The organism is Ruegeria sp. AB11 (assembly GCF_056536325.1).
The window spans coordinates 134,742-158,607 of the sequence record NZ_JBQFJO010000002.1; the positions used below are offsets into that span (position 1 = coordinate 134,742).

Here is a 23,866-nt window from a genome sequence, read left to right on the forward strand (position 1 = left end):
GAGACCGATAAGCTACTCTATTTGTATTCCTAGTGGGCCATCTCGCTGATGAGGGATTAGCAGTTGGTTACTATAGTTTCGACAAAATACCGGACATGATTTCTTGATTTACCCTAGCAAGCCAAATGAACTCATCCTGTTGCCGGTGTTGAAGGCCCACCGCGGTCCTGGCGGAGGGCTAGTTCTAACACAAAAGTACCTCGATGGGGCAGCCGAATACGCAAAGCACTGGGACGGTGAAGTAACAACTCTTGCTGAAGTTTCTCCGACCGCCTCTTCCGACATGGATCATGTCGAAGTTCACCCTGACCAAAACCTGCGTACTCGGGTTGAAGAACGACCCAAAGCATTGGCTGATTTGATTCAGCGTATAACTGGAGCGGGGGCCGTCGTTGGTTTTCTTGACCCGAGTCAAGCAGAACTGACGCGCCAGTGTTATTCTCGTGGGATACCCGTGATTCACGTGTGTGAGTATACGTTGAAAACCGAATTTCAGATTATTGACGCTACGCGGGTGAACTTTTTAAGAAAACTGCGCCGAAAAATATGGATCTGGAATGCAGAGCGTACCCGAAGGGAACTGCTCGGTTTCGTGGCCGGACTGCAATGCAACGGTGTGCCAATACATGATGCGTACAGACCCAACCGACCTGATGCGTTTGTGTTTTTTGACAATCGGGTCCGCAGATCAGACGTTGCAAGTGACGACGACCTTGCAAGGAAGGCGGAAGTATTGCGCTCCGCAAAACCACTTCGCCTGATCTTTGGCGGGCGCTTTGTTCCGATGAAAGGGGTCCTGCATCTACCGCGCGTTGCGCGCGGACTTGTCGACCGTGGTATCAACTTCCAGTTTCGCATCTATGGATCAGGGCCGGAGGAAGCCCGTCTTGTCGACGCTATAAGGCGAAATGGCGTCGAAGACTGGGTCACAATCCACCAACCTATGGATTTTCTATCTGGTTGGGTTCCATTGCTCAAACGCGAGGCAGATTTGTTCGTCAGTTGCCACCCACAAGGTGACCCCTCAAGCACGTATTCAGAGGTAATGTCCTGCGGCGTGCCTATCGTCGGATTTGCAAACGAAGCTTTCATGGGCATAGCATCACATGCTGGCAGTGGGTTTGTCAGACCTTTAGGTGATGCCGAAAGTATGGCGGAGCAGATCGCAGTACTTGATCGCAATCGCGAAATGCTGATTGAATCCGCATATCGTGGCCGAAACTTTGCTCGCGAACATTGCTTCGAGAAGACTTTCAAGCGTCGCGCGCACCACTTCGCCGAAGCAGCAAAATCGTGGCGACGTAGCAGAACTCGCTAGGCTCCAGACTCATTGATTTACAGCCATTATAAGACTGTAGCAGCGAGAGCGATGGCCGAGAGGAATACCTTTGGGCATCTGTCATATCGGGTGGCGACGCGCCGCCAATCCTTCAGGCGTCCGAACATGACCTCAATGCGGTTCCGTCGTTTGTAGCGGCGCTTGTCGTATCGGAAGGGCTTGTCGCGTGACTTTCGACCTGGGATACAGGGCTTTATTCCCCTGTCATTAAGGGCTTCGCGGAACCAGTCGGCGTCATAGCCGCGGTCACCCAGCAGCCAGTCAGCCGAAGGCAGATTGTTTACCAGAGTCCTGGCGCCCGTGTAATCGCTCACCTGCCCAGCGGATAGGAGGAAACGGATGGGGCGTCCCAGACTGTCAGTAACAGCGTGCAGTTTCGTATTCATACCACCCTTGGTACGCCCTATCAGCCTGCCACGCCCCCCTTTTTCAACCGCAGGCTGGAAGCCGTGCGGTGCGCTTTGAGGTATGTTGCGTCAATCATGATGGTTTTATGATCTGTTCCCTGCGCAGCCAGCCCGTTCATGATCCGAGCGAACACACTCATATCGCTCCATCGTTTCGAGCGATTGTACAGTGTTTTTTGGCGGCCCATATTCTCGCGGCGCATCGAACCAACGTAACCCATTGCGATTGATGAAGATAATTCCACTCAGAACACGTCGATCATCAACCCTCTGCTTACCATGGCTCTTTGGAAAGTAATGCTGAAGCCGCTCCATCTGCTCGTCAGTCAACCAGAATAGATTGCTCATGTTATACCCCTGAAACTCACGGGTATGAATCCCGCAGGCCGGATGACGGCAACCAAATTATTAGGTTCAGAACCTAACAATCAACTTTGACCAGTCAGATGAGGCTGCTCACATTCAGTTAATGCCCTTCGGGGCTCTATTCAACGAACGAGGAACAAATCGTTGACAAATTATTGATGTATGAAAAATCTTGTAGTCCAAATATGATGATGAGCTAGGATCATTTTTCAGTCTGATAGTGTCAGTAAGATATAGGTTAAAGATGGAAACAGAGAAACATGGCACATTGCTTTTGTACGCCCCTGCCCCCCTTTATTCCCAAAATGACACTCTGTTTGCAGAGGATCAGGCTTTGAATGGTCTGAGACTTTGGGCGAAATCTTTTGAGCGCGTCATGGTGATGATGCCGCTTATGAAAGGGACCCCACCTAAAGGATGGAGTTCGATAGAAATCAGCAAGCATTTGCTTGATCGGGTTGAGATTATCCCAATGCCGGAGGCCTTTCGTCCGGATCAGTTTTATAGACAATTACGCGCAACCAGACGCCGAATAGCAGGGTATATCGCTCAAGCAGACTATCTCTCTTTCGCTATTGGCGGTCTGTTCGGTGATTGGGGATTAGTATCTTGCAGCGTTGCGGTTCAAATGAACAGACCGCATGCAGTTTGGACAGATAGTGTACACTCGCAAGTTGTGTGGAGGACACGTAACGAAGGAAACTGGCGTAGGCGCCTAATGGCACGTGTGACTTACCTTCCGATGGTGGTGTACGAGAGGAAAGCAATACGCCAAGCGAACCTCGGCCTTTTCCACGGGCGTGACACGTTCGAAACCTACAAACAATATTCGGTCAACCCGCAGATTGTGCACGATATTCATTATAGCGCTGAAGACCATATCACAGAGACAGCATTAAACCGTAAGATTGAGGGCGCCCAAAGTGGTCCGCTTAAAATAGTCTATACGGGCCGAGCTGAAGAGTTAAAAGGGCCTCTGGACTGGATAGAAGTTCTGGAAAATCTCGCCTCGGATGGGATAGATTTTCAGGCTACGTGGCTGGGCGGCGGATCGCAGATGTCGCGGATGAAAGAGCGTATTGCCCGGAGCGGGCTGTCGGACAGGGTTCGAACGCCTGGGTTTGTCTCAGATAGAGAAGAGGTCTTAAAGGCAATTCAAGAGGCACATATTTTCCTATTTTGCCACAAAACACCCGAGTCCCCCCGTTGCCTGATCGAAGCTCTTATTTCAGGCACGCCATTGATTGGATATGATAGCGTATACGCTCGAGATCTCGTGGATGTCCATCAGGGCGGAAAATTCGCTAAAATCGGAGAAATTGATAAGCTATCAAGTCTTATCAAAGAGCTCGAAATAGATCGTACCTTCCTCGCGGACCTAATCACCAAAGCAAAACTGGATGGCGAGCCATTCGACGATGAAGCGGTTTTTATCCATCGCAGCGATTTGATCAAAAAGCACCTACCCGTTAATCCATGAAGCGTCTTCACGATTGGGATTTGGATCACTTTATCCTTTCTATACAATCCTGAAAAAGCCCACCATTTTTTCCAATGATGGGCCTTTATAATCACAAAAGCAGAGAAATTGTATCTGCGTTTAGCTCGCAGAGATCAGATATCGAAGACCTCAATGGTGACGGTTGCTTCGTTCAACTGCCCGGAGGAATCCGCAACCCAGTAATCGAAGCTATCCGTTCCCTCATAGCCGAGATCTGGCTGATACAGCAAACTGCCATCTTCCTGCACGTATACGTCACCATGCTCAGGGTCAGTGAAACCGCTGACATTAAGCACCGCATCTTCTGCATCAGAGTCATTGGCCAGCACGTCAACCAGGATTCCCTGACTCACGTTGGTGGAGAAATTGTCATCCTGTGCATCCGGAGCTGATCCACCCAGATTGATCACACCATTATATCTGGCACCGTTTGCGGCATTGTTGATCATGTAGTTGTTGGCCAGCTCTTCATGGGTCATTTCCAGCGTCACAACGTGAGTGATCCGGGTCAATTCACCAGTGGCGCGGTCAGCAAGGAAATCGTCGATCAGAATGACGTTTCGGCCATCTGGCGTGGAATAATACCCCTCTTCCGAGATGATGTGGATGATATGATCATAGAAATCGAGCTCCAGTGGATCCTGAGACAAGACACGATCGCGAGTTCCGATCGAGTCCGTCTTGATCCCGTCGAAACTGAAGCTCTCACCCACTGCAAGGCTGGTGTCGCCATTGTGGATAAACTCCATCCGACCAGGTGTGAGATCATCTGATGTCAGCAATTGATGCTGGTTCGGATTGAAACCATAAAGATCAGTTCGGTTATTGATGCCTTCATAATCAATAATGATATGGGCGATGTCTTCATCCGGAACGGTCCAGTGCGGATCCCATTCCATGTCAACACCTCTGTCAAAGCCTTCGACACGCAGACCATTGAACACCATATCGGTCGTGTTGCTGCCTAGAAGCACCCCATAATGCGTGACATCGCCAAACCGCTCGGTCGTGTTGATCAAATCAAAGTCTATCAGCGTGTAATGCGATGTATAGCTCAGGTTTACCCCGTTCGCGGTCTCCCAGTTCAGGAAACCGTCAAATACAGATCGGATTTCATGCGTCTCCTGCCAAGGCATGTCTTTGAGAACGATAATGCCTGTGTTTGTTCCAAAGGCTTCATTGTCACGGAAACCCTGAATCGGAGCATAGTTGTTCAGAATCTCATCTTGACCATACGCGATCTCGGGGTGATCCAGGTTTGCAGAGTCAGGATTCTCTTTGCTGTTGCGATGCATCCAGACGAAGCCGTTATTGGTGTTCGCCGCGACGTTTTCAGCCGCTTCCACCAGACGTCCGGCGAAAAAGAAACCGTCTCCAGTGTGGCCGGTGTCCTGCGCGGCGACGCGCGTTGCGTCTTTGACGTTCCAATCACCCCAGTTGGTACCTTCGACGTTGATCGCCATATTTCTGAGCCAAATACCGGTTTCATCCCCGGCTTCTGCCGCGAAGGCTGCACCAAAAATGTCGAAGGCGACGTTATCGGTGAAATTCGCATTACTGGAATGGTGCACAAAACCCCAACCCGGAGAGCCATCAACAACGTTCCCGACAGCCATTGCCGGATCATCTGGGTCCGACGTACCGGTTCTATGGAAATGAAGCGAATAGCGTCCCTGAATGTTGCTGTCTGGCTCTACAACCGCCAGATCCGCTGTGCTCTGAACGGCGAGGAAAGATTTATCGGTACGACCAAGATCCTCGAACGCCGCGTAACGCACATCGACATCATCGTTATGCATAAACATCACGTGCCCACGATGATGAGTTTCGGTGGCATCACCATCCTCGCTCGAGATCGTGATGTTGCGCGACATGTTCGAGACGTAAGCGAACAGATCTTCGCGCGGAGTATCGTGATCATACTCCAAAGGAGGTTCAAAGATAATCTGGTTGCCGTTTATCGCCGTGATCGTCAGTTCTTCATCCTGAGGCTCGACATAACCCTCTATGGTACTGGAATGGCCCCTCTGGTGTGTACCAGTAAGTACAATTTTGTCGCCCACTTGCCAGCCATCGGGCACCTCAGACAGAGACAAACTAGTATCTCCAGTCATCGGTGCTTCAGAGACATTCAAAAACGCGTCTTTCTCAGCGCCATAAATCTCAACCTGGCCGTGCGAAATCACCCCGCGCGACAGCAAGGATGGATCCCAGTTGACGTCGATATCACCATTGTTGGCAATGACAATGTCGACATTCACATTCGCCGCAATCGGATTCTCGGCGGTGCCAATTTCAAGCCGGCCCGATGTATCGACCACCAATGTGTCGACAACCATGCGGCTGTCAATATCGGTTGCGAAGGAAAGCTCACCATCGACACGAACCGTGAACAACGAAGCTTCACTTTCGCCATTATAACGGACCGCAATGTTTTTCGGGATCAGAACATTGGCCCCTGCATCCGGTATTCTACCTTCGTGCCATGTATTGGGATCGAACCAGTCGCCATCAGACACCGCCACATGCGTTGCCTCTGAGCGCGGAACAAGGTCAAGCAATTGGCCGTGTTCCACCATCATGCTCGTGTCATCGCCATGCGCATGCGCATTTGGTTCAGCCATCACCGCTTCAACGAAAGCATCATACTCTTCCGGGCTTGTCGGTTCCGGGATCGTGCCCGGAATGTTGGCACCGCCGTGGTCCACTTCGTCGTCGCTACTATGACCGCCATGGTCACTGTGGTCGGTTCCGTCGGTGGTATCAGTGCCATCCGTGGTGTCGTGACCGCTATGATCCGTACCATCCGTGGTATCGGTCCCGTCTGTCGTGTCAGTACCATCGTGACCGCCGTGGTCCGTACCGTCCGTGGTATCCGTGCCATCTGTGGCATCGGTACCGTCGTGACCGCCATGATCCGTACCATCCGTGGTATCAGAGCCGTCCGTGGTGTCGGTACCATCTGTCGTATCGGTACCGTCGTGCCCGGAATGATCCGTATCATCCGTGGTATCAGAGCCATCCGTGGTGTCGGTACCATCTGTCGTATCGGTACCGTCGTGCCCGGAATGATCCGTATCATCTGCACCGTTTGCCGGTTGCGTCAGGCTGTCGCCCGAGATAACTTCGATCGCCCCGTTTGTATCGGGACCGCTCCATTCCAATCTGAGGACCTGTTCGCCCCAAATCTCGAAATACCGGATTTCGATGTCGTGTTCGCCCGCTTCCAGATCAAGTGTGACCGGGACTGTTACGCCAGCATGGGCGCCGTCATTGTTGATCACCTGCTCACCATTCAGATAAAGCGCAGAGCCATCATCAGACGTTAGATAAATCGTGTAAGTTCCGGCCGCTGCCACATTCAGTGTGCCAAAATAACGCGCCGCGAACTCATCATGCACACCGCTCTCCCAGAATGGGTCATTTGAGCTTTGGAAGTTCAGTTCAGAAACGGAACCAGTGGCATCAGGCGTCGCATCGAAATCGATATCCGCAAGGCTCCAAGCCGCTGTTGGCAATACGAAATACTGAGCGGCAAGACCTCGATTTTGCGTCGCCTGATCGTCTGTGGTGCCAGTACCATCATGCCCACCGTGATCGGTGCCGTCTGTCGTATCGGTACCGTCAGTGGTGTCGTCGGTGCCATCATGACCGGCGTGATCCGATCCATCAGTGGTATCGGTACCGTCATGCCCGACATGGTCAGTGCCATCGGAGCCATCGTGCGCACCATCCGTGGTATCTGTGTTGTCCTGGTCTTCACCCGTGTCGGTGCCAAGCTCGCCGTGACTCAGGCTGTCACCGCTGATAATTTGTCTAACACCATCCGTATCGGGACCGCTCCAAAACAGCCTGAGCGTCTGCTCGCCCCAGTAGTCAAAATACAACAACTCGAGATCATGAGCACCCGCAGTCAGATAAAGTGTTTTCTGTATTTGTGTTGTAGTGTGCCGCCCATCATTATCGATGACCAGTTCGCCATCAAGGTACAAGGCAGAACCATCATCTGATTTCAGGTAAATTGTGTACTCACCTGCGGTTTCGACGTTTAGGTGACCTGTTATCTCTGCAGCAAAACGGTTATGGTAGCCCACATCAGACCACGCTTTTTTGCTTTTACGAAAGTCAATCTCGGTTAGAATTTGCTCCGAAATAGGTTCGGCGTCAAAATCAATCTGACTCAGGCTTGTCTCTCCGCGTTGGACTCGAACAAATTTAGCCTCAAGTCCCGGATGAGTCATTGCTTCAGCATCGGGTGCAGCTACAGTACCCGCTTGGTGCCCATCTCCGCTAACGCCTTCCTCTGAAGTCTCAGACCCATCAGGCGAGGAGTACTCAACAGCGCTCGAGTCCACTAGCTGAATGGAATTGTCGGTGTCAGGCCCGGACCATTCCAGCTTTAGTGTTTGTGCACCCCCACTTTCAAAGTATCGGATTTCGATGTCGTGCTTACCTGCGCTCAAGTCCAGCGTAACCGGGATCAGTCGCGCACCATGATTGCCGTCATTATTGATGACCAACTCACCATTGATATAAAGTGCTGAACCATCATCCGACGTTAAGTAGAAGGTATATAGCCCACCCTCGGTCACATTCAGATCACCAGAATAGCGCGCAGCGAAAGAATCCTGTGGCCCACCGTCCCAAAAGGCATCGTAGGATAACTCCGTATTTAGCTCTGTCGTGATTTCAACAGCAGCGGGCGTACTCTCAAAGTCGATTTCACTCAGGCTGGAAACCCAATTAGGCAAAACGTAATATTCTGCGACGAAACCCAAGCCTTGAGTTGGGATCCCGAAATTCCGAATATCGATACTGCTCATGACGTTATCCTTGGTTCAGGCAACAAAAGCCGAATTTGGCTCCAATTGATGTGGTGGCGATTACGGGGTACGGAGACACAAAGGCGAAAGTGCGGCGGGACTCTGGCAAATGAACATATCCACGGCGGAATTGTGTCCATTCTGAGTACTCTTTTGATAAGGAATAGCTAATAGCCGCGAAATCGCAGTCATTGTTTTAGGGGCCTTTGCCCAGCTGCAAGCCATCTCTCACACATAGTCCTATTGTGCCCAGCGGTCCGTAACCCCCGGGAATCATGGTCGTTTAAACGCAACGAAGTACTAGTTCACCATCCCTGAACAATGGCATACTCAGGGGGCAAATTGCCCACAACCCAGAAATACTGAATGCCATAAACGCAAGCGGTACATTGCCGAGCGCGCCCAATTTTCCGCCGAATTTATGCCCAAGACGCCGATTTTTCTGTGCGCACAGGCCGTTTGACGCCTATTGCCGCCCAAATTTCATTAATTTTTTCATAGAATCTTCATGTAAGTTGGCAGCAATACACTGCTCAACGCGGGAAACATGCCTAGCTTTTCAACTACCGGTTTTTTTGGCCCACTGCGTGACAACTTGGAATCGCTTTGTAAAAACCGCCGGAACAATAAACGTATTTTGGCCGCTCCAGCAAAAGCCAGCAACTAACAATAGACAACAACACATTGCTGAGCCATCAAAGGTCATTGGTTCAATAAGAGTGGAATAGTGTTTGTGAATTCCGAAACTGACATTGCGACACAACAAACAGCGCAAGGCCCGGAGTTTCTGTCGCTGATCAGTCAGCCAACAAAAACAGGACTTTTTGAAAGTATCGTCAGCTGCTGGGATAAAAGGCAAGGCTTTACGCTGGCCACATTGAATCTGGACCACATCGTGAAGATGCGTCAGATGCCCGAGTTTCATTCAGCCTATATTGCGCACACTCACGTCGTCGCTGACGGCAATCCCATTGTGTGGCTGTCGCGTCTGGCGGGACGATCCATCGAACTGATGCCCGGCTCAGACCTTATCGCCCCGCTCGCGCGGCTGGCCGCCGAGCACGACATATCCGTCGCACTGCTGGGGGCAACTCAGGACACGTTGGATCGCGCAGCGGACCTACTGGAAAAGGATAATCCCGGGCTCCGCGTCGTGACAAAGATTGCGCCCCCCTTTGGGCTTGATCCCGATGGGCCCGAAGTTGCCACCTATCTTGAAACAATCCACACGGAAGGTGCGCGCCTGTGCTTCTTGGCCCTTGGTGCGCCCAAACAAGAAATGCTGGCGGTCCGCGGGGCGCAGCTTGCCCCAGCCTGCGGTTTTGTCTCAATTGGGGCTGGGCTTGATTTTATCGCAGGCAGCCAGACACGGGCACCGTCCTGGGTTCGCAAACTGGCCTTGGAATGGGTCTGGCGCATGGTTAGCCACCCGGTTCGTTTGGCAACGCGCTACGGACGGTGTTTGGTCATCTTGCCAAAGTTGTCGTGTCAGGCCTTGTGGGCGCGTTTCACGCGTTGAATCTCGCGCCAGCGGACATTTGTCTTGCTCAAGCCTTGGCAACCCCACACCTGCTGACAACAATCGTCAGTAGCCGTATTTATCCAGCGTTTCGAGATAACGGCATTTATTCAATACCACGCCCAAGAGATTGCAGCGTGCCGAAATCTCGTCTTTGCACTTCTCCAGCTCTTCAGCGGTAGAATTTTCCGCAGCGGCCACCAGAAGCACGCAGTCAATCTGATCTAGAAAGGCATATGTATCGTCGCAGGTCAGCATGGGGGGCGTATCGAACAACATGATGTCGGGCTGATACCGCTCTTCCATCCGATCAATGACATGGGCCGCATCTTTGTCCTGAAGCAACTCGGCTGACTCCGGGACCGAGTGGCTATTCAGAGCAAAAGCCAACTTTTCATCATAGCAAACGATGTGATCTTCTGGCTGACTTTCACCTTCCAACGCTTTAGCAAAGTGATATTCACCTGTTTGCAGCAACTTGTGAATCGATGGGCGGCGCAGGTCGAGATCGACCAATATCACCCGAGTATTTCGCTGACGCGCAAAGCTAAAAGCTAGATTCAGACACAGAGTTGTCTTGCCACAGGCAGAACCGGGCGATGCGATTGCGACCCGGCGCCAGTTATTGCTTTGCATCTGATGCATCATGCGTGTGCGCAACACATCGAAGGATACAGATTCTGTAGTCGCCTCGTGGCCGGAAATACGTGCCCGCATCAACTGCTTCGGATTCAATTTATACTTGGGCAGGTCTGCCCACAGCTTTTCCTTAAGTGAAGCAGGAGACCCCTCTGGCTGCAGTGTTTCGACCGGCGTCGGCGCGGAGGTCTGCTCCTTTTTTTCTGCATCAGAAACTCTCCGCGCTTCGCGGGCTTTCTGGATGGCAGTTTGAATACGTTCCATAACCTTCGTGTCCCGTTATCCCAAATTCAACCGATCAAGCAAATATGTCGCGCCAAGCTTTTCGGCGACCTTTTCGATAACAAGATCAAGTGGCAAGTAATATAAGTGAATGAGATACAAAGCCGCAACTGCACCCACGATCGGAAGGCACAGCCCAGCGACAATCATGCTGCGACGGATAGCGATCTCGCGTCTCGTCCACATATATGGCACAGTTCCAAAAACAGGTTCGCCAAGACGCGAGGATATATCGACAGGTCTGCGTACCGTCGAGTTGAGGATCTCCAGTAGTACAAACAGCCCCCCTGCCAACGCCAAACCGGCGGCCATCCCAATGGCTGCAACTTTTTTGCGACTAGGTTCCGCTGGGAACGTCGGTACAGTGGCATGCTCTGTCACGGTGATGCGCTGGCCGCGGGATTGCGCCTCGATTTGATCGCCGGTGCGAGCCTCAGCGAGGCTGGCCGTCGCCTGAGTGTATTGCAATTGCAGATTATCATAGTCCCGCTCGAGCGTGCCAAGGGCAATCGCATTAGTTGGCGTGGCCTCGATGGATTGGGCCAGTAATTCCAGTTCGGTATTGATGTCGGTTTTTTGAGCCTCGATGAAATCGATCTGCCCATCGATATCGGAAACTTGGAGGTCGAACGCTGTGAAATTGGGTGCCGTTTCAGTGCCAAGACCCAATTGGATATTGGCCGCCTCCAACGCCGCGATCTGACCGTCCAGCGACCGAATGCGCGGATGATCAGATGAATAGATTACAAGAGCCGAGGCCCGCTCGTCCTGCAATTGCCGCAGACGGCGCTGTTCCGGCGTCAGGCTCTCACCGGCCAGGTCCGAACGTCCAGTCCGTTCGTAGACTTCAACAAGCCGGGAACGGCGGTCGCGCAGACCCGACAGTTCGCGATCCAACTGCAATATACGTTCCTGCAACGAGGACTGGCGTTCACGGCTATAGGTCAGGCTGTCCGGCAAGGCATCTTTATGCGCCTCTTTGAATTCAAGGATCTTGCGGTTTTGCTCTGCCATTTCACCATCCAAACGAGCCACCTCTTGCACAAAAAAGTCCAGCGTTTGCGCCGCAACACCTGTGCGCATTGCCACGTTCTCTTGCAGGATCTGAGTGACCAGTTCGTTGGTAACCCGGGCCGAATTCTCGGCATCCGGCGCCGCAAAAGATACTGTCACGAATGCGGCCTGATTTCGGGTATCAAAGGGTAACTGAAGCTCAATCCGTTCTTCCATATCCCAGACGATTTCGTCCGATGTCAAATTTGGTTGGTCGTCATGCACGCCAAAGCGTTGCGACAATTCCAGCAAATTGGCCCTTGCCATTACCCGTTGCTGGATAACCTGCAGAATTTCGACGACGCTAGCCTGCACGGTTGTTGAGGCAAGATCTCCCGGGATCTGCGCGGATTCCACAACCAGCCGAGATTGGGCTTTGTAAACCGGCGGCAGCATAAATGCCGCGTAAATGCCAGCAAGTGTGCAAAACACAATGATAGGGGTAATGAAATAGAGCCTGCGCCACACCAAAGAAAGGTAAAACCGGATATCGTTCGTCATGATGTCAGGCCGTTTTTGTCCGAATCCAAACTCGCGGCGAAAAAGGCACCATCGTTGAGGACCATCTCTACCGTGTGCTGCACGACGCCTTTGCGGCCTCGCGTAAAGGCATAAACCATCGACAGATCGCAAAGCTGATTAACCAAACGCGGCACTCCTTTTGTGGATTCGTAGATCTGATCGGTTGCGGCCGGGCTGAAAAAATTGCGTTCGGCCCCTGCTACATCAAGTCTGTGTGCCACGTATTTGCGCACTGTTTTCTTATCCATTGCCTTCAAGTGGAAACTCGACGCCACGCGTTGCGCAAACTGACGCATTTCTGGGCGACGGATGATTTCCTGTAGTTCGGGTTGGCCAACCAGGACCAACTGCAACAACTCATCCTTGTTTGAATTGATGTTCGTGAACATCCTGAGCTCTTCCAGCGATTCAGATGTCAGGTTCTGAGCTTCGTCAAATATCAGGATCACCCGGTGACCTTTGGCATATTCCTCAATCAAATGGGCCTGGAAATTGGCAAAGAGGTCGACATAGGTAGCATCAGCAGGGGCGGGCTGATCCAACGCCATTAAGACCCAGCGCAACAGCTCGCCACGATCGCCGTGGGCGTTTGAGATCAAGCCGATCTTCACATCACTCCCGACGCTTTTCAGAAGATGGTGCAACAGCGTTGTCTTGCCAGCCCCCACATCGCCGGTAATCAGGGTGATCGGCGCTCGTGTCAGGATGCCGTACTCCAGCATCGTGTACGCCTGAAGATGAGCTTTAGACCAGAAAATGAATTCCGGGTCGGGTAACAGGGAAAAAGGCCGCTCGGTTAACCCGAAGTGAGCGGAGTAGATGTCAAGCGAACTAGAGTTGTCGCTCGGTGTTTGGCTGGGACGAATATTCAAATCCTCGTACTCATTTACTTGCGCCAACATATCCGAACTCTCGGATATCCCCATAGTGGTTCGGGAATTCAGACTTTTTAGCGCTACACTCTAAACTACAGCTATTATTTACTTACCACCTCTCGTAGCAAACACATGTGATTTAGGCCACAACTTAAGCGGTTTTTCGGGCAACGCGTACAAGACCAGTCATCCTGCGGGGATGAGTATAAAGATATAAATCCCGAATCCCCGTCATTGTCTCAGAATTCCCTCGCACTTCAGCATAGCACAACCCGAGTATGTGCAAAGTGAACGTTTGCTTCAGCATTTCAAGGGTTTTTGCGTCGAGAACAGACCAAGACGCACCCACGCAAAGCGTCGTAATGTGCCGTAATTCACTAGAAAAGGTTGCTTCACTGGCATCTGCGGTCGGACTCATCGACTGAAATGGCTGCAAATTTGGAGCTTGCATGTCGCGCAGAGCCGCTGAACTTAATTCAAATTCGCCAATGAATTATCGACGCTAATTGGAAACAATCGCGCCCTGATGCCGCTATTGTGAAGAACTCGAGCGCTCGACGAGTCAGCGCTCGATACAGTGTGAGAGTTGTCCTGGCTAAAGCTTCTGCTTAGTCAACTTGGTAGAATCTCCGAAAAGGCGCTATCTGAATGGGGTTACCGGCCGGTTCTTTCTCTTTGACAGACCCGAAACCGGAGCTTACTCCACTTGTGGCGGTGTCCGATTGCTCTGGCATCATCGTCAACGGGGCCCAGCGGTCAGCCATCTGGCTGGTCCAAGATTACCGGGTTCTGGTTTATTGTGTATCGCTGCGGTCCGTCCGCGATGTAAGTAATGAGTAAAAAAGCCGATTGGAGACAATCTGACCATGGCGTTACAATTCGAGATCGGCATTCTGGGACACACTGGCTTTGTTGGTTCAACCCTCGCGAGAGCTCTGCCGGATGCGCATAGGTTTAACTCTCGCACCGTGCAAAACGCCGAAGGCCAGAGATTTGACACGCTATATTGCGCTGCCGCGCCCGGTTCGATGTTTGAGGCCAACAAGTATCCGGACCGCGACGCCCAACGCATTGATGCATTGATCGCCTCGCTTTCACGGATGCAAGCGCGCAGATTTGTGCTGATTTCAACAATCGCCGTACTGGACCGTTTCGATGGCGGATATACTGAAACTAATGCAAATTATCAGGAAACCGTCGCCTATGGCGTCAACCGCAGAAGGCTGGAGCAAGCCTGTCAGGCCCATTTCCCGCAATGCCTGATCGTTCGCTTACCAGCCTTGTTCGGGCCCGGATTGATGAAGAACTTCATCTTCGACCTGATGAATCCCATGCCCACCATGCTGAATTCGGCCGCTTATGAAAAGCTGGAAACCCAGCTCCCGGCCTCATTGACCCCAACGTTAGGTAAAGTTTACTCCGCCGATGATGCAGTTGGTATGTATGTGATCAATCGTGCTGCACTGGCGGCATTGCCGGATCGGGCTGAACTGACGGCCGAGGCGGATCACCTTGGCATTAACGCCGTCATGTTCCACAACTGCCAAACCACCTATCAGTTCTATGAAATGACGCGACTGAATTCGGACATCAACCTTGCGCTGGAGGCCGGGTTGGATGTTCTGCACCTTGCGCCGGAACCGCTTATGGCATCCGAAGTTCATCGCGCCCTCATCGGACGGAACATGCCCGAAACTGCCGGAAAACTTCACCAGGAAGACATGCGCACTCAACACGCTGGGCTTTTCGGCCAAAACGGTCCATACAATCGCTCCTGCGATGATGTACTGGCGGCACTGACCAGTTTCTTCTCAGCCTCGATGGAAGGTTGAGCAATGCAATATGCCGTTTCAAATATCGCCTGGACCGCAGATGATCGCCGCGACGTCTATGCCAGGCTACAGGCTGAGGGCATTACTGGGCTAGAGATCGCCCCTGGCCTACTGTTCAACACTGCAGACGACCCGTTCGAGCCAACCGATGCCCAGATCGCGTCAGTTCGGGACGAACTTGAAGAATTCGGGCTGAAAATCGTTTCGATGCAGTCTCTGCTTTTCGGAGTCGAAGGCGCCGATTTATTCGGCGAAGATACTGGACGGATGGCCTTTGAACGGGGATTGAAACGCGCAATCACTTTGGCAGGACGGCTCGAGATACCCAATCTTGTGATGGGCTCACCCAAACAGCGCCAGCGACCACCGGAGATGCAACCGGACGCTGCTGTCGACAGGGCCATCGAAATTCTGACACCGCTCGCTGACGCCGCCGCAGCTGCGGGCACAATAATCGCGATGGAGTGCAACCCCGACGAATATGACACCAATTTCCTGATAACGCCCGATGAAACGCTTGATTTCGTGAAACGCGCTGATCATGCTGCAATCATGCTGAATTTCGACGTTGGTGCGACGCTGCTGACCGGCACATTTGATCGGGTCAAGGATCAGTTGACTGCGGCGGGCCCGACGCTCAGCCATGTCCATATCAGCGAACCGTTTCTCGCCCCCGCACCTGCAAGCCCGGAAGATGCGGCACTGGTGCTGCACACCTTGCACACACTTGGATACCAGCGCGCGGTTTCGATCGAGATGCGCCGGCCCGAAGATGGGCTTACCGGTCTGGATGCGGCGCTTAGCAACCTGTCTGCAGCACGTCATCTCAGCGGAGGTGACCCATGAGCGGACCGAAGCTGCGCGACGACATCCTGATATCTGTATGCTTCACAGACGCCTACGCCCCCGACACTGCGGTTCCGCATATTGCGGCGACTGCGGAAATATTAAAGAACAACTACCGCTATTGGGAAATACTCGTCGTCAACGAAACCGGCTACGATACTGCCATGGAAGAGGCGCTGATCACGGTCCCGAACGTACGCTATCTGTCGGTGGTACGCGGGTTGGACAACAGTCAACGCCGGGTCATTGCCGCCTCGGAAGCGATCGGAGACTTTGTGGTAATCACCTCGGTGAACGAGGTGAACAGCTTCGATATTCCCGCAATGATCGACGAAGCACAGGACCACAACGCTGTTGTCTTGGGTCAGCGCAAGGCCATGGTGATGGCCGAACCTTTCATCTCAATTCTTGGCCGTGCCAGCGGATTTCAGGCCAGCACCCGCGACATGCAGACCATCACGATACCGCGTACGGCCCTGAATCGCCTGCTCAACGATGCAAACCCCGTGCTGGCCCTGCGCTTCCCGCCTCGGGACAACTCACTGACGGTGCTTCGGCGCGCGCCCGACGTCAAAGGTGCCGTAACAGTTCACGAATCCACCTGGGTGGCGCGCACAACCAGCCGGTCTGACCTGCTACTGCGGATGGTGACCGAAGCGGGACCTTCACTGCTGAGTGCCGTGGCATTGTTTTCTGCATTCATGTTTGTCAGCGCGGTGCTTTTTGCGATCTATGTGGTGGTCATATATTTCACCAAAACGGATATCGCCGAAGGCTGGACCACCCTGTCGCTTTCGATTTCGGGTATGCTCGCCTTCCTGGGTGCCGCTCTGTTTGCGATTTGTGTGACCCTGCGCAAAGCGATGGAGATCATACGCGGCCGTACAGTCGACTATCTGGTGGCCGAGCGCAGCTCGGTTGATCTGTTTGAAAGCGTGTCTAATGCGCTCAATGTCGATACCGATGGCACCGAAAAGCTTGAAGATCGGCAAGAAGCCCCAGCGCCCACCGCATTGGTACAGAAGCGTTCGGCAGGTGGTGCACCGTGACCTCGCCGCGTCGAGTCAAGTATCTGGTGATAGGCGGCGGGTTCTATGGTTGTTGCCTGGCTCTGTTTTTACGTTCCACAACGCGCGATGTCGTTCTGGTCGAGGCGGGATCCGAGATCATGACGCGCGCGTCGCGGGTCAATCAGGCGCGCTTGCACTCAGGCTTTCATTACCCCCGCTCGATGTTGACTGCGTTGAAATCACGCAAATTGTGCCATCGTTTCGCCAATGATTTTCCCGATGCGATCGTATCTGATTTCCAGATGCTCTATGCCGTGGCGCGTCAACGTTCGAAAGTGTCTGCCAATCGATTTCGCAAAATGTTCGAGAATATGAAGGCGCCGATTGCGTTGGCGTCGCGGCAGGAAGCCGCATTGTTCGATGACGACCGGATCGAGGCGGTTTTTCGCGCGGATGAATTTGCCTTTGACTACTCTGTCCTGGCAAATCAACTGGCGGCCCGGATGGATGCGCTCAATCTCGATTTGCGGCTTGGGACCGAAGTCTTGTCCATCGACGACAACTCAGATGCACATGCAGCGGTCGTTCATTTGTCGGATGGCAGCGAAATTCTTGCAGACCAAGTCTTCAACGTCACTTACGCCCAGATTAACCACGTACTCAGGCAATCTGGGCTGCCTCAGGCGCGGCTCAAACACGAAATGACAGAGCTTGCCCTTGTGGATCCCCCCGACGAGATGCAGGGTTATGCGGTCACGGTTATGGATGGGCCATTCTTTTCGCTCATGCCCTATCCAGCGGCAGGAAAATACTCACTGACTCACGTGCGCTACACTCCGCATGTCAGTTGGACGGATCAATCAAGGCCGGTTTCTCCCTATGAAGCCTTCGCCCGGTTTGAGCCCGAAAGTCGACTCAGACACATGGTTTTGGACGCATCCCGGTATCTGCCCTGCGTTGGCGGCATTTCGGATGGAGAGCCGATCTATGATGTCAAAACGGTTCTGGTGAAGAACGAAGTCGACGACGGACGCCCAATTCTTGTCCACGAAGAACCGCGCGGTGGTCGAGTCACATCTGTGCTGGGCGGTAAGATCGACAATATTTATGATCTGTTTTCCCATCTACGCACCCAGCATGATGCGCTGAAACGAGCGGACTTTCGATATATCCTTGCGGACAGAGACGGCCATGTCACGGAAACGGCATGAGTTTCTGCGATATGGCGCCACGGTGGCGCTTGGCCTGATCGTCGATCTGGCCGCCGCGCGCAGTGTGTTGGCGATTGGTGTCCCGATTGAACTCGCCGCCGTTATCGGTGTGGCCTTTGGTGCGATCTTTAACTTTGTCGTTCTCGATCATTGGGCCTTTGCCGGGCAAAAGGCGAAAGGCTCCGGCTCGCGACGGCTTCGGTATCTGGGGGCGCTTGGCGTCACCATGGCAGTTCGAGCTGCAGCGGTCTGGGTATTGGCCGCCCTGCTTCCTGCACAGACAGCGCCTATGGTGATCTTGTGCCTGGCAGTCGGCGTGTCTTTCACCGCCAATTTTTTGCTTTCAAAACACTGGGTTTTTCAACGCGACGATCAGCCCCAATCAACATCTGGAGAATGATCGGATGTCCCCAAGTACCGACACCGAATATCAGGACGCTGCGCCATCGCTTGCCGCCGTTGACGATGCGAGTTGGCAGGTGCCGGACTTCGATAGCCTAGAGTTGAGCCCGAAACTGCATGACGCTGTGCTGGTGATACCTGTCTTGAACGAGGGCAAGCGGATTCAAGGGCAGTTGCGCAATCTTGCCGCGCTGAACCACCCAATTGACATCATTATAGCCGATGGAGGATCGACCGACGGCTCGCTGGAAGAGGATTTCCTGCGCGACGTCGGTGTGCGCGCACGATTGACCAAAACCGGGCCCGGAAAACTCAGCGCTCAACTTCGCATGGCTTATGCTTGGGCATTGAAGCAAGGGTACCAAGGCATCGTGACTGTGGATGGTAACGGGAAAGATGGCATGGATGCCGTTCCTCTGTTTTTGCAGAAATTGTCGGAAGGCTATGACTATGTTCAGGGCTCGCGCTATCATCCGGATGGCGCCCACAAAAACACGCCGCTCGAACGTACGGTGGCAAACCGCATGATCCACGCGCCGATGCTGAGTCTGGCATCGGGCTCGAAGCTGACAGACACAACAAACGGCTATCGCGCCTATTCTGCAAGTTATCTTCTCAATCTTGCCGTGCAGCCGTTCCGTGACGTGTTCAACGCTTATGAGCTATTGTTCTATCTCAGTGTGCGCGCCGGGCAGCTTGGGCTGCGTGTCACCGAAGTTCCGGTGTCACGCAGCTATCCCAAGAGTGGCAAGACACCCACCAAGATCGCGGGGTTTTCCGGCAAGTTGAAGATCCTGCAACAAACACTGGCTGCCGCGTTGGGGCGGTATTCACCTTAAAGCTGATCCGGCGATAGTCAGAACAAGCTTTCTAGATATTGGCTCATCTGGCAAATCTCCAGCACCAAAGCTCACCATATGGTGAGCGCCGTCAGACAAAAGCGCATGGCTTTTTCAGCTGTTTTCGCTACACTGCGCCCGCAGGTTTAATCAGTTGTTTGTTTCATCACAGAGGCTCCCGAGCTTTGGAGAAAGTAACGGTTCCCCAATCAACCAACGGTATCAACGCGGGCCTTTCGTCCCTGTCGGGCTGGGGTGTGTTCTGGCTGATCGTGATGACGATTGCCTCATTCATTCTGTTTCAGGACGGCATCAATGAACTGTTCGAGGCCTGGAGCTTGCCTGAATACAGCCATGGACCGCTCATCCCGGTATTGTCTGCGCTGCTGTTTCTGAGGCAACTCAAAACGGTGCCGGTCATCACCGGTCCGCTGCCCGACCGCAAACCGGGTGTGATCCTGTTTGCTTTTTCCCTGTGCCTGGCAATTGCAGGAAAGCTGATCCAGATCGGCGATATTGTCGCCTATGCAATGATCCTTTGGGTCGGAGCCATATTGCTGATCAGCTTTGGATGGCAGCGCGGGCGTAACTTCTGGCCGCCGGTCGCGCATCTGATTTATATGCTGCCTCTGCCTGTCGGCCTTTATTACGGGGTTTCAACATATTTGCAGGGGGTTTCGTCGGAACTCGGAGTTTATTTTCTGCGGCTTTTGCAGGTGCCAGTGTTTCTGCAGGGCAACATCATCGATCTCGGGGTCTACAAGCTGCACGTGGCCGAGGCCTGTTCCGGCCTGCGTTATCTGTTTCCGATCCTAAGTTTTTCTTACATCTTTGCGGTACTGTATCGAGGCCCAACCTGGCACAAGGCCGTTCTTTTGCTGGCCGCCGCACCGATCGCGGTTTTCATGAACTCGGCCCGCATCGCCTTGGCCGGGCTGGTCGTAAACACGTATGGCATGGAGTATGTCGAAGGGGTTTCTCATTTCTTCGAAGGCTGGGTGATCTTCGTCGCCTGCATCCTGTTGCTGTTCGCACTGGCGTGGCTGATGCTGTTTCTGCGGCGTGACAAGATGGGTTTGGTCGAGGCGCTGGATCTGGACACAAGCGGGCTGTTACAGCAGGCGGCCCGGATACGGCACATTCAGCCCTCGGGCGCCCTGATTGGATGCACCATCCTGGCTATGATAGTAGCGATCCTGTGGTCAGCCATCCCTACGCGCGACACAACCACCCCGATTGCACGCGACCCATTTGCCCTGTTTCCGACCCGCATCGGCGACTGGCAAAGCGGCCCGGCCCGGGTGCTCGATCCAACGGTCGCGCAGATCCTCGCCGCCGATGACTATTATTCGGCAGAGTTGCAACGACCAGGAGATCTGCAACAGGTCGATCTGTTTATGGCGTGGTACGCGGATCAGAACCAGGGGGGTGTTCATTCACCAGAAGTCTGTCTGCCGGGTGGAGGTTGGGAAATTGCCCAATTGGAACAGATTGATGCGCCGGTTGCAGGGGATCAGGCCTTTACGTTGAATAAGGCGATCATCCAGCAGGGCCAGACCCGCATGCTTGTCTATTACTGGTTCGAACAACAGGGGCAGCGCACCGCATCGGGATTTTGGGCGAAACTGCAGCTTCTGAAAGGCAAGATTATCAACGGGCGTAACGACAGTGCCCTGATCCGCTTGATCACGCCCATCGAGAGCACCGAGAACGACGCAATGGCACAGGCCAAGGCGCGCCTTGACGCCGCTACTCGGGACATTTTGTCAGAGTTACCTCGTTTTTCTCCGGGACACCCGAGTACCGAAGCATTCGAGACAACGCCTTTAAGTCGTTGACAAAATCCCGGACTATACAAACAACTATCCCTGCGTTGCAAAGCTGCGCTCCGCAGGACCGTGAAACGGGAAATTTGGAATAATGGACATTAAACTTCTTGATATCCCCGATATCCGACTGATCACGCCCCGGCGTTTCGGCGATCACCGCGGTTTTTTTGAGGAAACCTACAACCACGACAGCTTTGTCAACCATGGCATCGAGACTGTGTTCGTGCAGGATAATCATTCGCTGTCCCGATCCGCAGGCACGGTGCGCGGCCTGCATTTTCAAGCCCCGCCGCGCGCTCAGGCCAAACTGGTTCGCTGCGGACGTGGGCGGTTTTTTGATGTTGCCGTCGACATCCGCAGAGGGTCGCCGACCTTTGGTCTATGGGTTGGCGCAGAACTCAGCTTTGAGAATGGCCGGATGCTGCTGGTTCCCGCCGGGTTTGCCCACGGCTTCATGACGTTGGAGCCGGAGACAGAGATTGTCTACAAATGTTCGGACACCTACGCGCCGGAAACAGAAGGCGCCCTTCGGTGGGATGATCCCGATATTGGAATTAATTGGCCCCTCGACATGGCCGAATCCAAAATATCAGATAAAGATAAAGCAGCCCCATTTTTGCGAGATATAGAGTCCCCGTTTACGATTGAGGATGGTTAATGAAAATTATGGTCACGGGCGGTGCTGGCTTTATCGGCTCTGCCGTTGTTCGGCGAGCGATTGCCTATGGACATTCGATCGTAAATGTCGACGCCCTCACCTATGCGGCCTGTCTGGATAACGTCGCTTCCGCATCAGAGTCGCCTGAATACGCGTTTGAACATGCGGACATTCGGGATGCCTCAGCGATGTTTGCGGTCCTGTGCAAATATCAGCCCGACGCGATCATGCATCTGGCCGCCGAAAGCCATGTCGACCGCTCAATCGACGGTCCTGCGGCCTTTATCGACACCAATGTAACCGGGACATATGTGTTGCTGGAAGCGGCCCGCGCCTATTGGATGGATGCAGGTCGCCCCGAGACCTTCCGGTTTCACCATATCTCAACCGACGAAGTCTTTGGCTCGCTGGGCGAGACCGGGTTTTTCACCGAAGACAGCCCCTATCAGCCCAATTCTCCTTATTCTGCCTCGAAGGCAAGCTCGGATCATCTTGTCCGCGCCTGGCGCGAAACCTACGGTCTGCCGGTGGTTATGACCAATTGCTCGAACAATTATGGCCCCTATCAGTTTCCGGAAAAGCTGATCCCGGTAGTGATCCTGAATGCATTGTCCGGCAAACCGATCCCGATCTACGGGGCAGGTGACAATATTCGCGATTGGCTGCATGTCGAAGATCATGCCGAGGCGTTGTTGCTGGTGTTAGAAAAAGGCAAACTGGGTCGAAGCTACAATATTGGCGGCGAAAACGAGATGACCAATCTAGATCTGGTCCGGATGATCTGCGCGATTTTGGACCGGTTGAAGCCAGGCAAGACGCCTTATGCCGATCTGATCACCTTTGTCACTGACCGCCCTGGTCATGACCGCCGCTATGCCATTGATCCGAAACGCATTCGGGAAGAGCTGAACTGGCGCCCCACCTTCACACCCGAAACTGGCCTTAAGCAGACCGTGCAGTGGTATCTGGACAACGACGCATGGCTCAACGCCCTGCATACCCGAAGTGGCGTAGGTGAGCGGCTCGGGATTGCGCGATGAAGGCGCTGGTCTTCGGCTATACCGGTCAAGTGGCGTCAGAGCTGCACAGACGTGCAGGCGTGCATGGTGTCACACTCGAAGCGTTAGATCGATCCCGGGCCGATCTGTCCGACCCCGTCGCTTGTGCTGAAGTCATTCGTCGTGCGGATGCAGACGTGATCATCAATGCCGCCGCATATACGGCGGTTGATGAGGCAGAAAAAGAACCGGATTTGGCCCAGCTGATCAACGGAGATGCGCCCGGTGCCATGGCACGCGCCGCGGCAGCGCGCGGTCTGCCGTTCCTGCACATCTCAACCGACTATGTCTTCGACGGATCAGGCAAAACCCCGCACGCAAGCAAAGACTCGACCAGTCCACTAGGCGTATATGGCCGAACCAAGCTGGAAGGAGAACGCCGGATTGCCGAGGCCGGAGGCTGGCACGCCATTCTGCGCACAAGTTGGGTGTTTTCTGCGCATGGGAAGAACTTTGTAAAAACCATCCTTCGGTTGGCTGAAACCCGTGACACGCTGTCTATCGTGGCAGATCAGATCGGGGGGCCAACGCCTGCCGCTGATATTGCCGAGACACTTTTGGCGATCGCCAAGGCAGCCCCCGCATGCGAAGGCGGCGTGTTTCATTACGCGGGCGCGCCAGATGTCAGTTGGGCAGATTTCGCCCGTGAAATTGTATCACAAACGGGTTTGGCTTCTCAGGTCAATGATATCCAAACCGCAGACTACCCGACCCCGGCCACAAGGCCGCTGAATTCACGCCTCGATTGTTCACGACTCATGGAAATACTTAATATCCCACAGCCCGATTGGAAAGCCGGCCTGACCGATGTTCTGGCCGAATTGAATGCCGCGAGCGACTAGTATTTGAGAGGAT

17 protein-coding genes and 1 pseudogene are annotated in these 23,866 nt (G+C 53.4%); 13 read left to right on the forward strand and 5 right to left on the reverse strand.

Annotated elements, in window-relative coordinates; genetic code table 11:
• The first annotated feature begins 103 nt into the window (after positions 1–103).
• A complete protein-coding gene (locus tag ACR3EJ_RS20170; RefSeq protein WP_170546004.1) occupies positions 104–1,318 on the forward strand; it encodes a glycosyltransferase in 1,215 nt (404 codons plus the stop codon).
• 26 nt (positions 1,319–1,344) lie between these two features.
• On the opposite strand, the pseudogene ACR3EJ_RS20175 reads toward ACR3EJ_RS20170, so the two are convergent.
• Positions 1,345–2,094: pseudogene (locus ACR3EJ_RS20175) on the reverse strand (IS5 family transposase).
• Between the two features lie 262 nt (positions 2,095–2,356).
• Between ACR3EJ_RS20175 and ACR3EJ_RS20180 the strand changes: the two are divergent.
• Positions 2,357–3,592, forward strand: a complete 1,236-nt coding sequence (locus ACR3EJ_RS20180) for a glycosyltransferase (protein WP_170546007.1) — start codon at positions 2,357–2,359, stop codon at positions 3,590–3,592.
• 134 nt (positions 3,593–3,726) lie between these two features.
• On the opposite strand, the gene ACR3EJ_RS20185 is transcribed toward ACR3EJ_RS20180, so the two are convergent.
• Entirely contained in the window at positions 3,727–8,436 is a 4,710-nt protein-coding gene (locus ACR3EJ_RS20185; protein WP_170546009.1) for a PA14 domain-containing protein, read from the reverse strand.
• 727 nt (positions 8,437–9,163) lie between these two features.
• Here ACR3EJ_RS20185 and ACR3EJ_RS20190 point away from each other — a divergent pair.
• Positions 9,164–9,955 (forward strand): WecB/TagA/CpsF family glycosyltransferase, encoded by a 792-nt coding sequence (locus tag ACR3EJ_RS20190; RefSeq protein ID WP_170546012.1) that lies wholly within the window; start codon positions 9,164–9,166, stop codon positions 9,953–9,955.
• Positions 9,956–10,021: 66 nt separating this feature from the next.
• Here the strand turns inward: ACR3EJ_RS20190 and ACR3EJ_RS20195 are convergent, their stop codons facing one another.
• Genes ACR3EJ_RS20195 through ACR3EJ_RS20205 form a run of 3 tightly spaced genes read right to left on the reverse strand, consistent with a single transcriptional unit; the run spans position 10,022 to position 13,173 of the window.
• Positions 10,022–10,858, reverse strand: coding sequence for a CpsD/CapB family tyrosine-protein kinase (locus tag ACR3EJ_RS20195; protein WP_170546015.1), 837 nt, complete (start codon positions 10,856–10,858; stop codon positions 10,022–10,024).
• A gap of 15 nt (positions 10,859–10,873) precedes the next feature.
• Complete coding sequence (locus ACR3EJ_RS20200) at positions 10,874–12,430, reverse strand: Wzz/FepE/Etk N-terminal domain-containing protein (RefSeq protein ID WP_170546019.1); 1,557 nt, start codon at positions 12,428–12,430, stop codon at positions 10,874–10,876.
• Entirely contained in the window at positions 12,427–13,173 is a 747-nt protein-coding gene (locus ACR3EJ_RS20205) for an ExeA family protein (protein WP_480423435.1), read from the reverse strand. The genes ACR3EJ_RS20200 and ACR3EJ_RS20205 overlap by 4 nt, the downstream gene beginning before the upstream one ends.
• Positions 13,174–14,192: 1,019 nt before the next feature.
• On the opposite strand from ACR3EJ_RS20205, the gene ACR3EJ_RS20210 reads away from it, so the two are divergent.
• The 10 genes from ACR3EJ_RS20210 to rfbD all read left to right on the forward strand — a co-directional run bounded on the left by ACR3EJ_RS20210 (position 14,193) and on the right by rfbD (position 23,853).
• Complete coding sequence (locus ACR3EJ_RS20210; protein WP_170546025.1) at positions 14,193–15,158, forward strand: NAD-dependent epimerase/dehydratase family protein; 966 nt, start codon at positions 14,193–14,195, stop codon at positions 15,156–15,158.
• 3 nt (positions 15,159–15,161) lie between these two features.
• On the forward strand, positions 15,162–16,004 hold the full coding sequence (locus tag ACR3EJ_RS20215) for a sugar phosphate isomerase/epimerase family protein (protein ID WP_170546028.1): 843 nt from the start codon (positions 15,162–15,164) through the stop codon (positions 16,002–16,004).
• Positions 16,001–17,053 (forward strand): hypothetical protein, encoded by a 1,053-nt coding sequence (locus ACR3EJ_RS20220; RefSeq protein WP_170546031.1) that lies wholly within the window; start codon positions 16,001–16,003, stop codon positions 17,051–17,053. The genes ACR3EJ_RS20215 and ACR3EJ_RS20220 overlap by 4 nt, the downstream gene beginning before the upstream one ends.
• The gene (locus ACR3EJ_RS20225; protein WP_170546035.1) at positions 17,050–18,225 is read left to right on the forward strand and encodes an FAD-dependent oxidoreductase; all 1,176 of its coding nucleotides are present in this window, start codon (positions 17,050–17,052) and stop codon (positions 18,223–18,225) included. Before ACR3EJ_RS20220 ends, ACR3EJ_RS20225 begins: the two co-directional genes overlap by 4 nt.
• The gene (locus tag ACR3EJ_RS20230; RefSeq protein ID WP_170546037.1) at positions 18,206–18,625 is read left to right on the forward strand and encodes a GtrA family protein; all 420 of its coding nucleotides are present in this window, start codon (positions 18,206–18,208) and stop codon (positions 18,623–18,625) included. Before ACR3EJ_RS20225 ends, ACR3EJ_RS20230 begins: the two co-directional genes overlap by 20 nt.
• A 4-nt stretch (positions 18,626–18,629) precedes the next feature.
• On the forward strand, positions 18,630–19,466 hold the full coding sequence (locus ACR3EJ_RS20235; RefSeq protein ID WP_170546040.1) for a glycosyltransferase family 2 protein: 837 nt from the start codon (positions 18,630–18,632) through the stop codon (positions 19,464–19,466).
• Positions 19,467–19,651: 185 nt separating this feature from the next.
• Positions 19,652–21,304 carry a VPLPA-CTERM-specific exosortase XrtD gene (gene xrtD / locus ACR3EJ_RS20240; protein WP_170546043.1) on the forward strand — a complete coding sequence of 551 codons (1,653 nt, stop codon included), beginning with the start codon at positions 19,652–19,654 and terminating at the stop codon, positions 21,302–21,304.
• An 82-nt stretch (positions 21,305–21,386) separates the two neighbouring features.
• Positions 21,387–21,953, forward strand: a complete 567-nt coding sequence (gene rfbC / locus ACR3EJ_RS20245; protein WP_010442190.1) for a dTDP-4-dehydrorhamnose 3,5-epimerase — start codon at positions 21,387–21,389, stop codon at positions 21,951–21,953.
• On the forward strand, positions 21,953–22,993 hold the full coding sequence (gene rfbB, locus ACR3EJ_RS20250) for a dTDP-glucose 4,6-dehydratase (protein WP_480423439.1): 1,041 nt from the start codon (positions 21,953–21,955) through the stop codon (positions 22,991–22,993). The genes rfbC and rfbB overlap by 1 nt, the downstream gene beginning before the upstream one ends.
• Positions 22,990–23,853, forward strand: a complete 864-nt coding sequence (gene rfbD / locus ACR3EJ_RS20255; protein ID WP_170546049.1) for a dTDP-4-dehydrorhamnose reductase — start codon at positions 22,990–22,992, stop codon at positions 23,851–23,853. Before rfbB ends, rfbD begins: the two co-directional genes overlap by 4 nt.
• The last annotated feature ends 13 nt before the right edge of the window (positions 23,854–23,866 follow it).

What these genes read in the sequence shown, in the direction of transcription:
- ACR3EJ_RS20180 (WP_170546007.1), top strand. Translation starts at nt 2,357, where the DNA reads ATGGAAACAGAGAAACATGGCACATTGCTTTTGTACGCCCCTGCCCCC.
- ACR3EJ_RS20185 (WP_170546009.1), bottom strand. Translation starts at nt 8,436, where the DNA reads ATGAGCAGTATCGATATTCGGAATTTCGGGATCCCAACTCAAGGCTTG.
- ACR3EJ_RS20195 (WP_170546015.1), bottom strand. Translation starts at nt 10,858, where the DNA reads ATGGAACGTATTCAAACTGCCATCCAGAAAGCCCGCGAAGCGCGGAGA.
- ACR3EJ_RS20200 (WP_170546019.1), bottom strand. Translation starts at nt 12,430, where the DNA reads ATGACGAACGATATCCGGTTTTACCTTTCTTTGGTGTGGCGCAGGCTC.
- ACR3EJ_RS20205 (WP_480423435.1), bottom strand. Translation starts at nt 13,173, where the DNA reads ATGCTGGAGTACGGCATCCTGACACGAGCGCCGATCACCCTGATTACC.
- ACR3EJ_RS20210 (WP_170546025.1), top strand. Translation starts at nt 14,193, where the DNA reads ATGGCGTTACAATTCGAGATCGGCATTCTGGGACACACTGGCTTTGTT.
- ACR3EJ_RS20215 (WP_170546028.1), top strand. Translation starts at nt 15,162, where the DNA reads ATGCAATATGCCGTTTCAAATATCGCCTGGACCGCAGATGATCGCCGC.
- ACR3EJ_RS20220 (WP_170546031.1), top strand. Translation starts at nt 16,001, where the DNA reads ATGAGCGGACCGAAGCTGCGCGACGACATCCTGATATCTGTATGCTTC.
- ACR3EJ_RS20230 (WP_170546037.1), top strand. Translation starts at nt 18,206, where the DNA reads ATGTCACGGAAACGGCATGAGTTTCTGCGATATGGCGCCACGGTGGCG.
- ACR3EJ_RS20235 (WP_170546040.1), top strand. Translation starts at nt 18,630, where the DNA reads ATGTCCCCAAGTACCGACACCGAATATCAGGACGCTGCGCCATCGCTT.
- rfbC (WP_010442190.1), top strand. Translation starts at nt 21,387, where the DNA reads ATGGACATTAAACTTCTTGATATCCCCGATATCCGACTGATCACGCCC.
- rfbB (WP_480423439.1), top strand. Translation starts at nt 21,953, where the DNA reads ATGAAAATTATGGTCACGGGCGGTGCTGGCTTTATCGGCTCTGCCGTT.
- rfbD (WP_170546049.1), top strand. Translation starts at nt 22,990, where the DNA reads ATGAAGGCGCTGGTCTTCGGCTATACCGGTCAAGTGGCGTCAGAGCTG.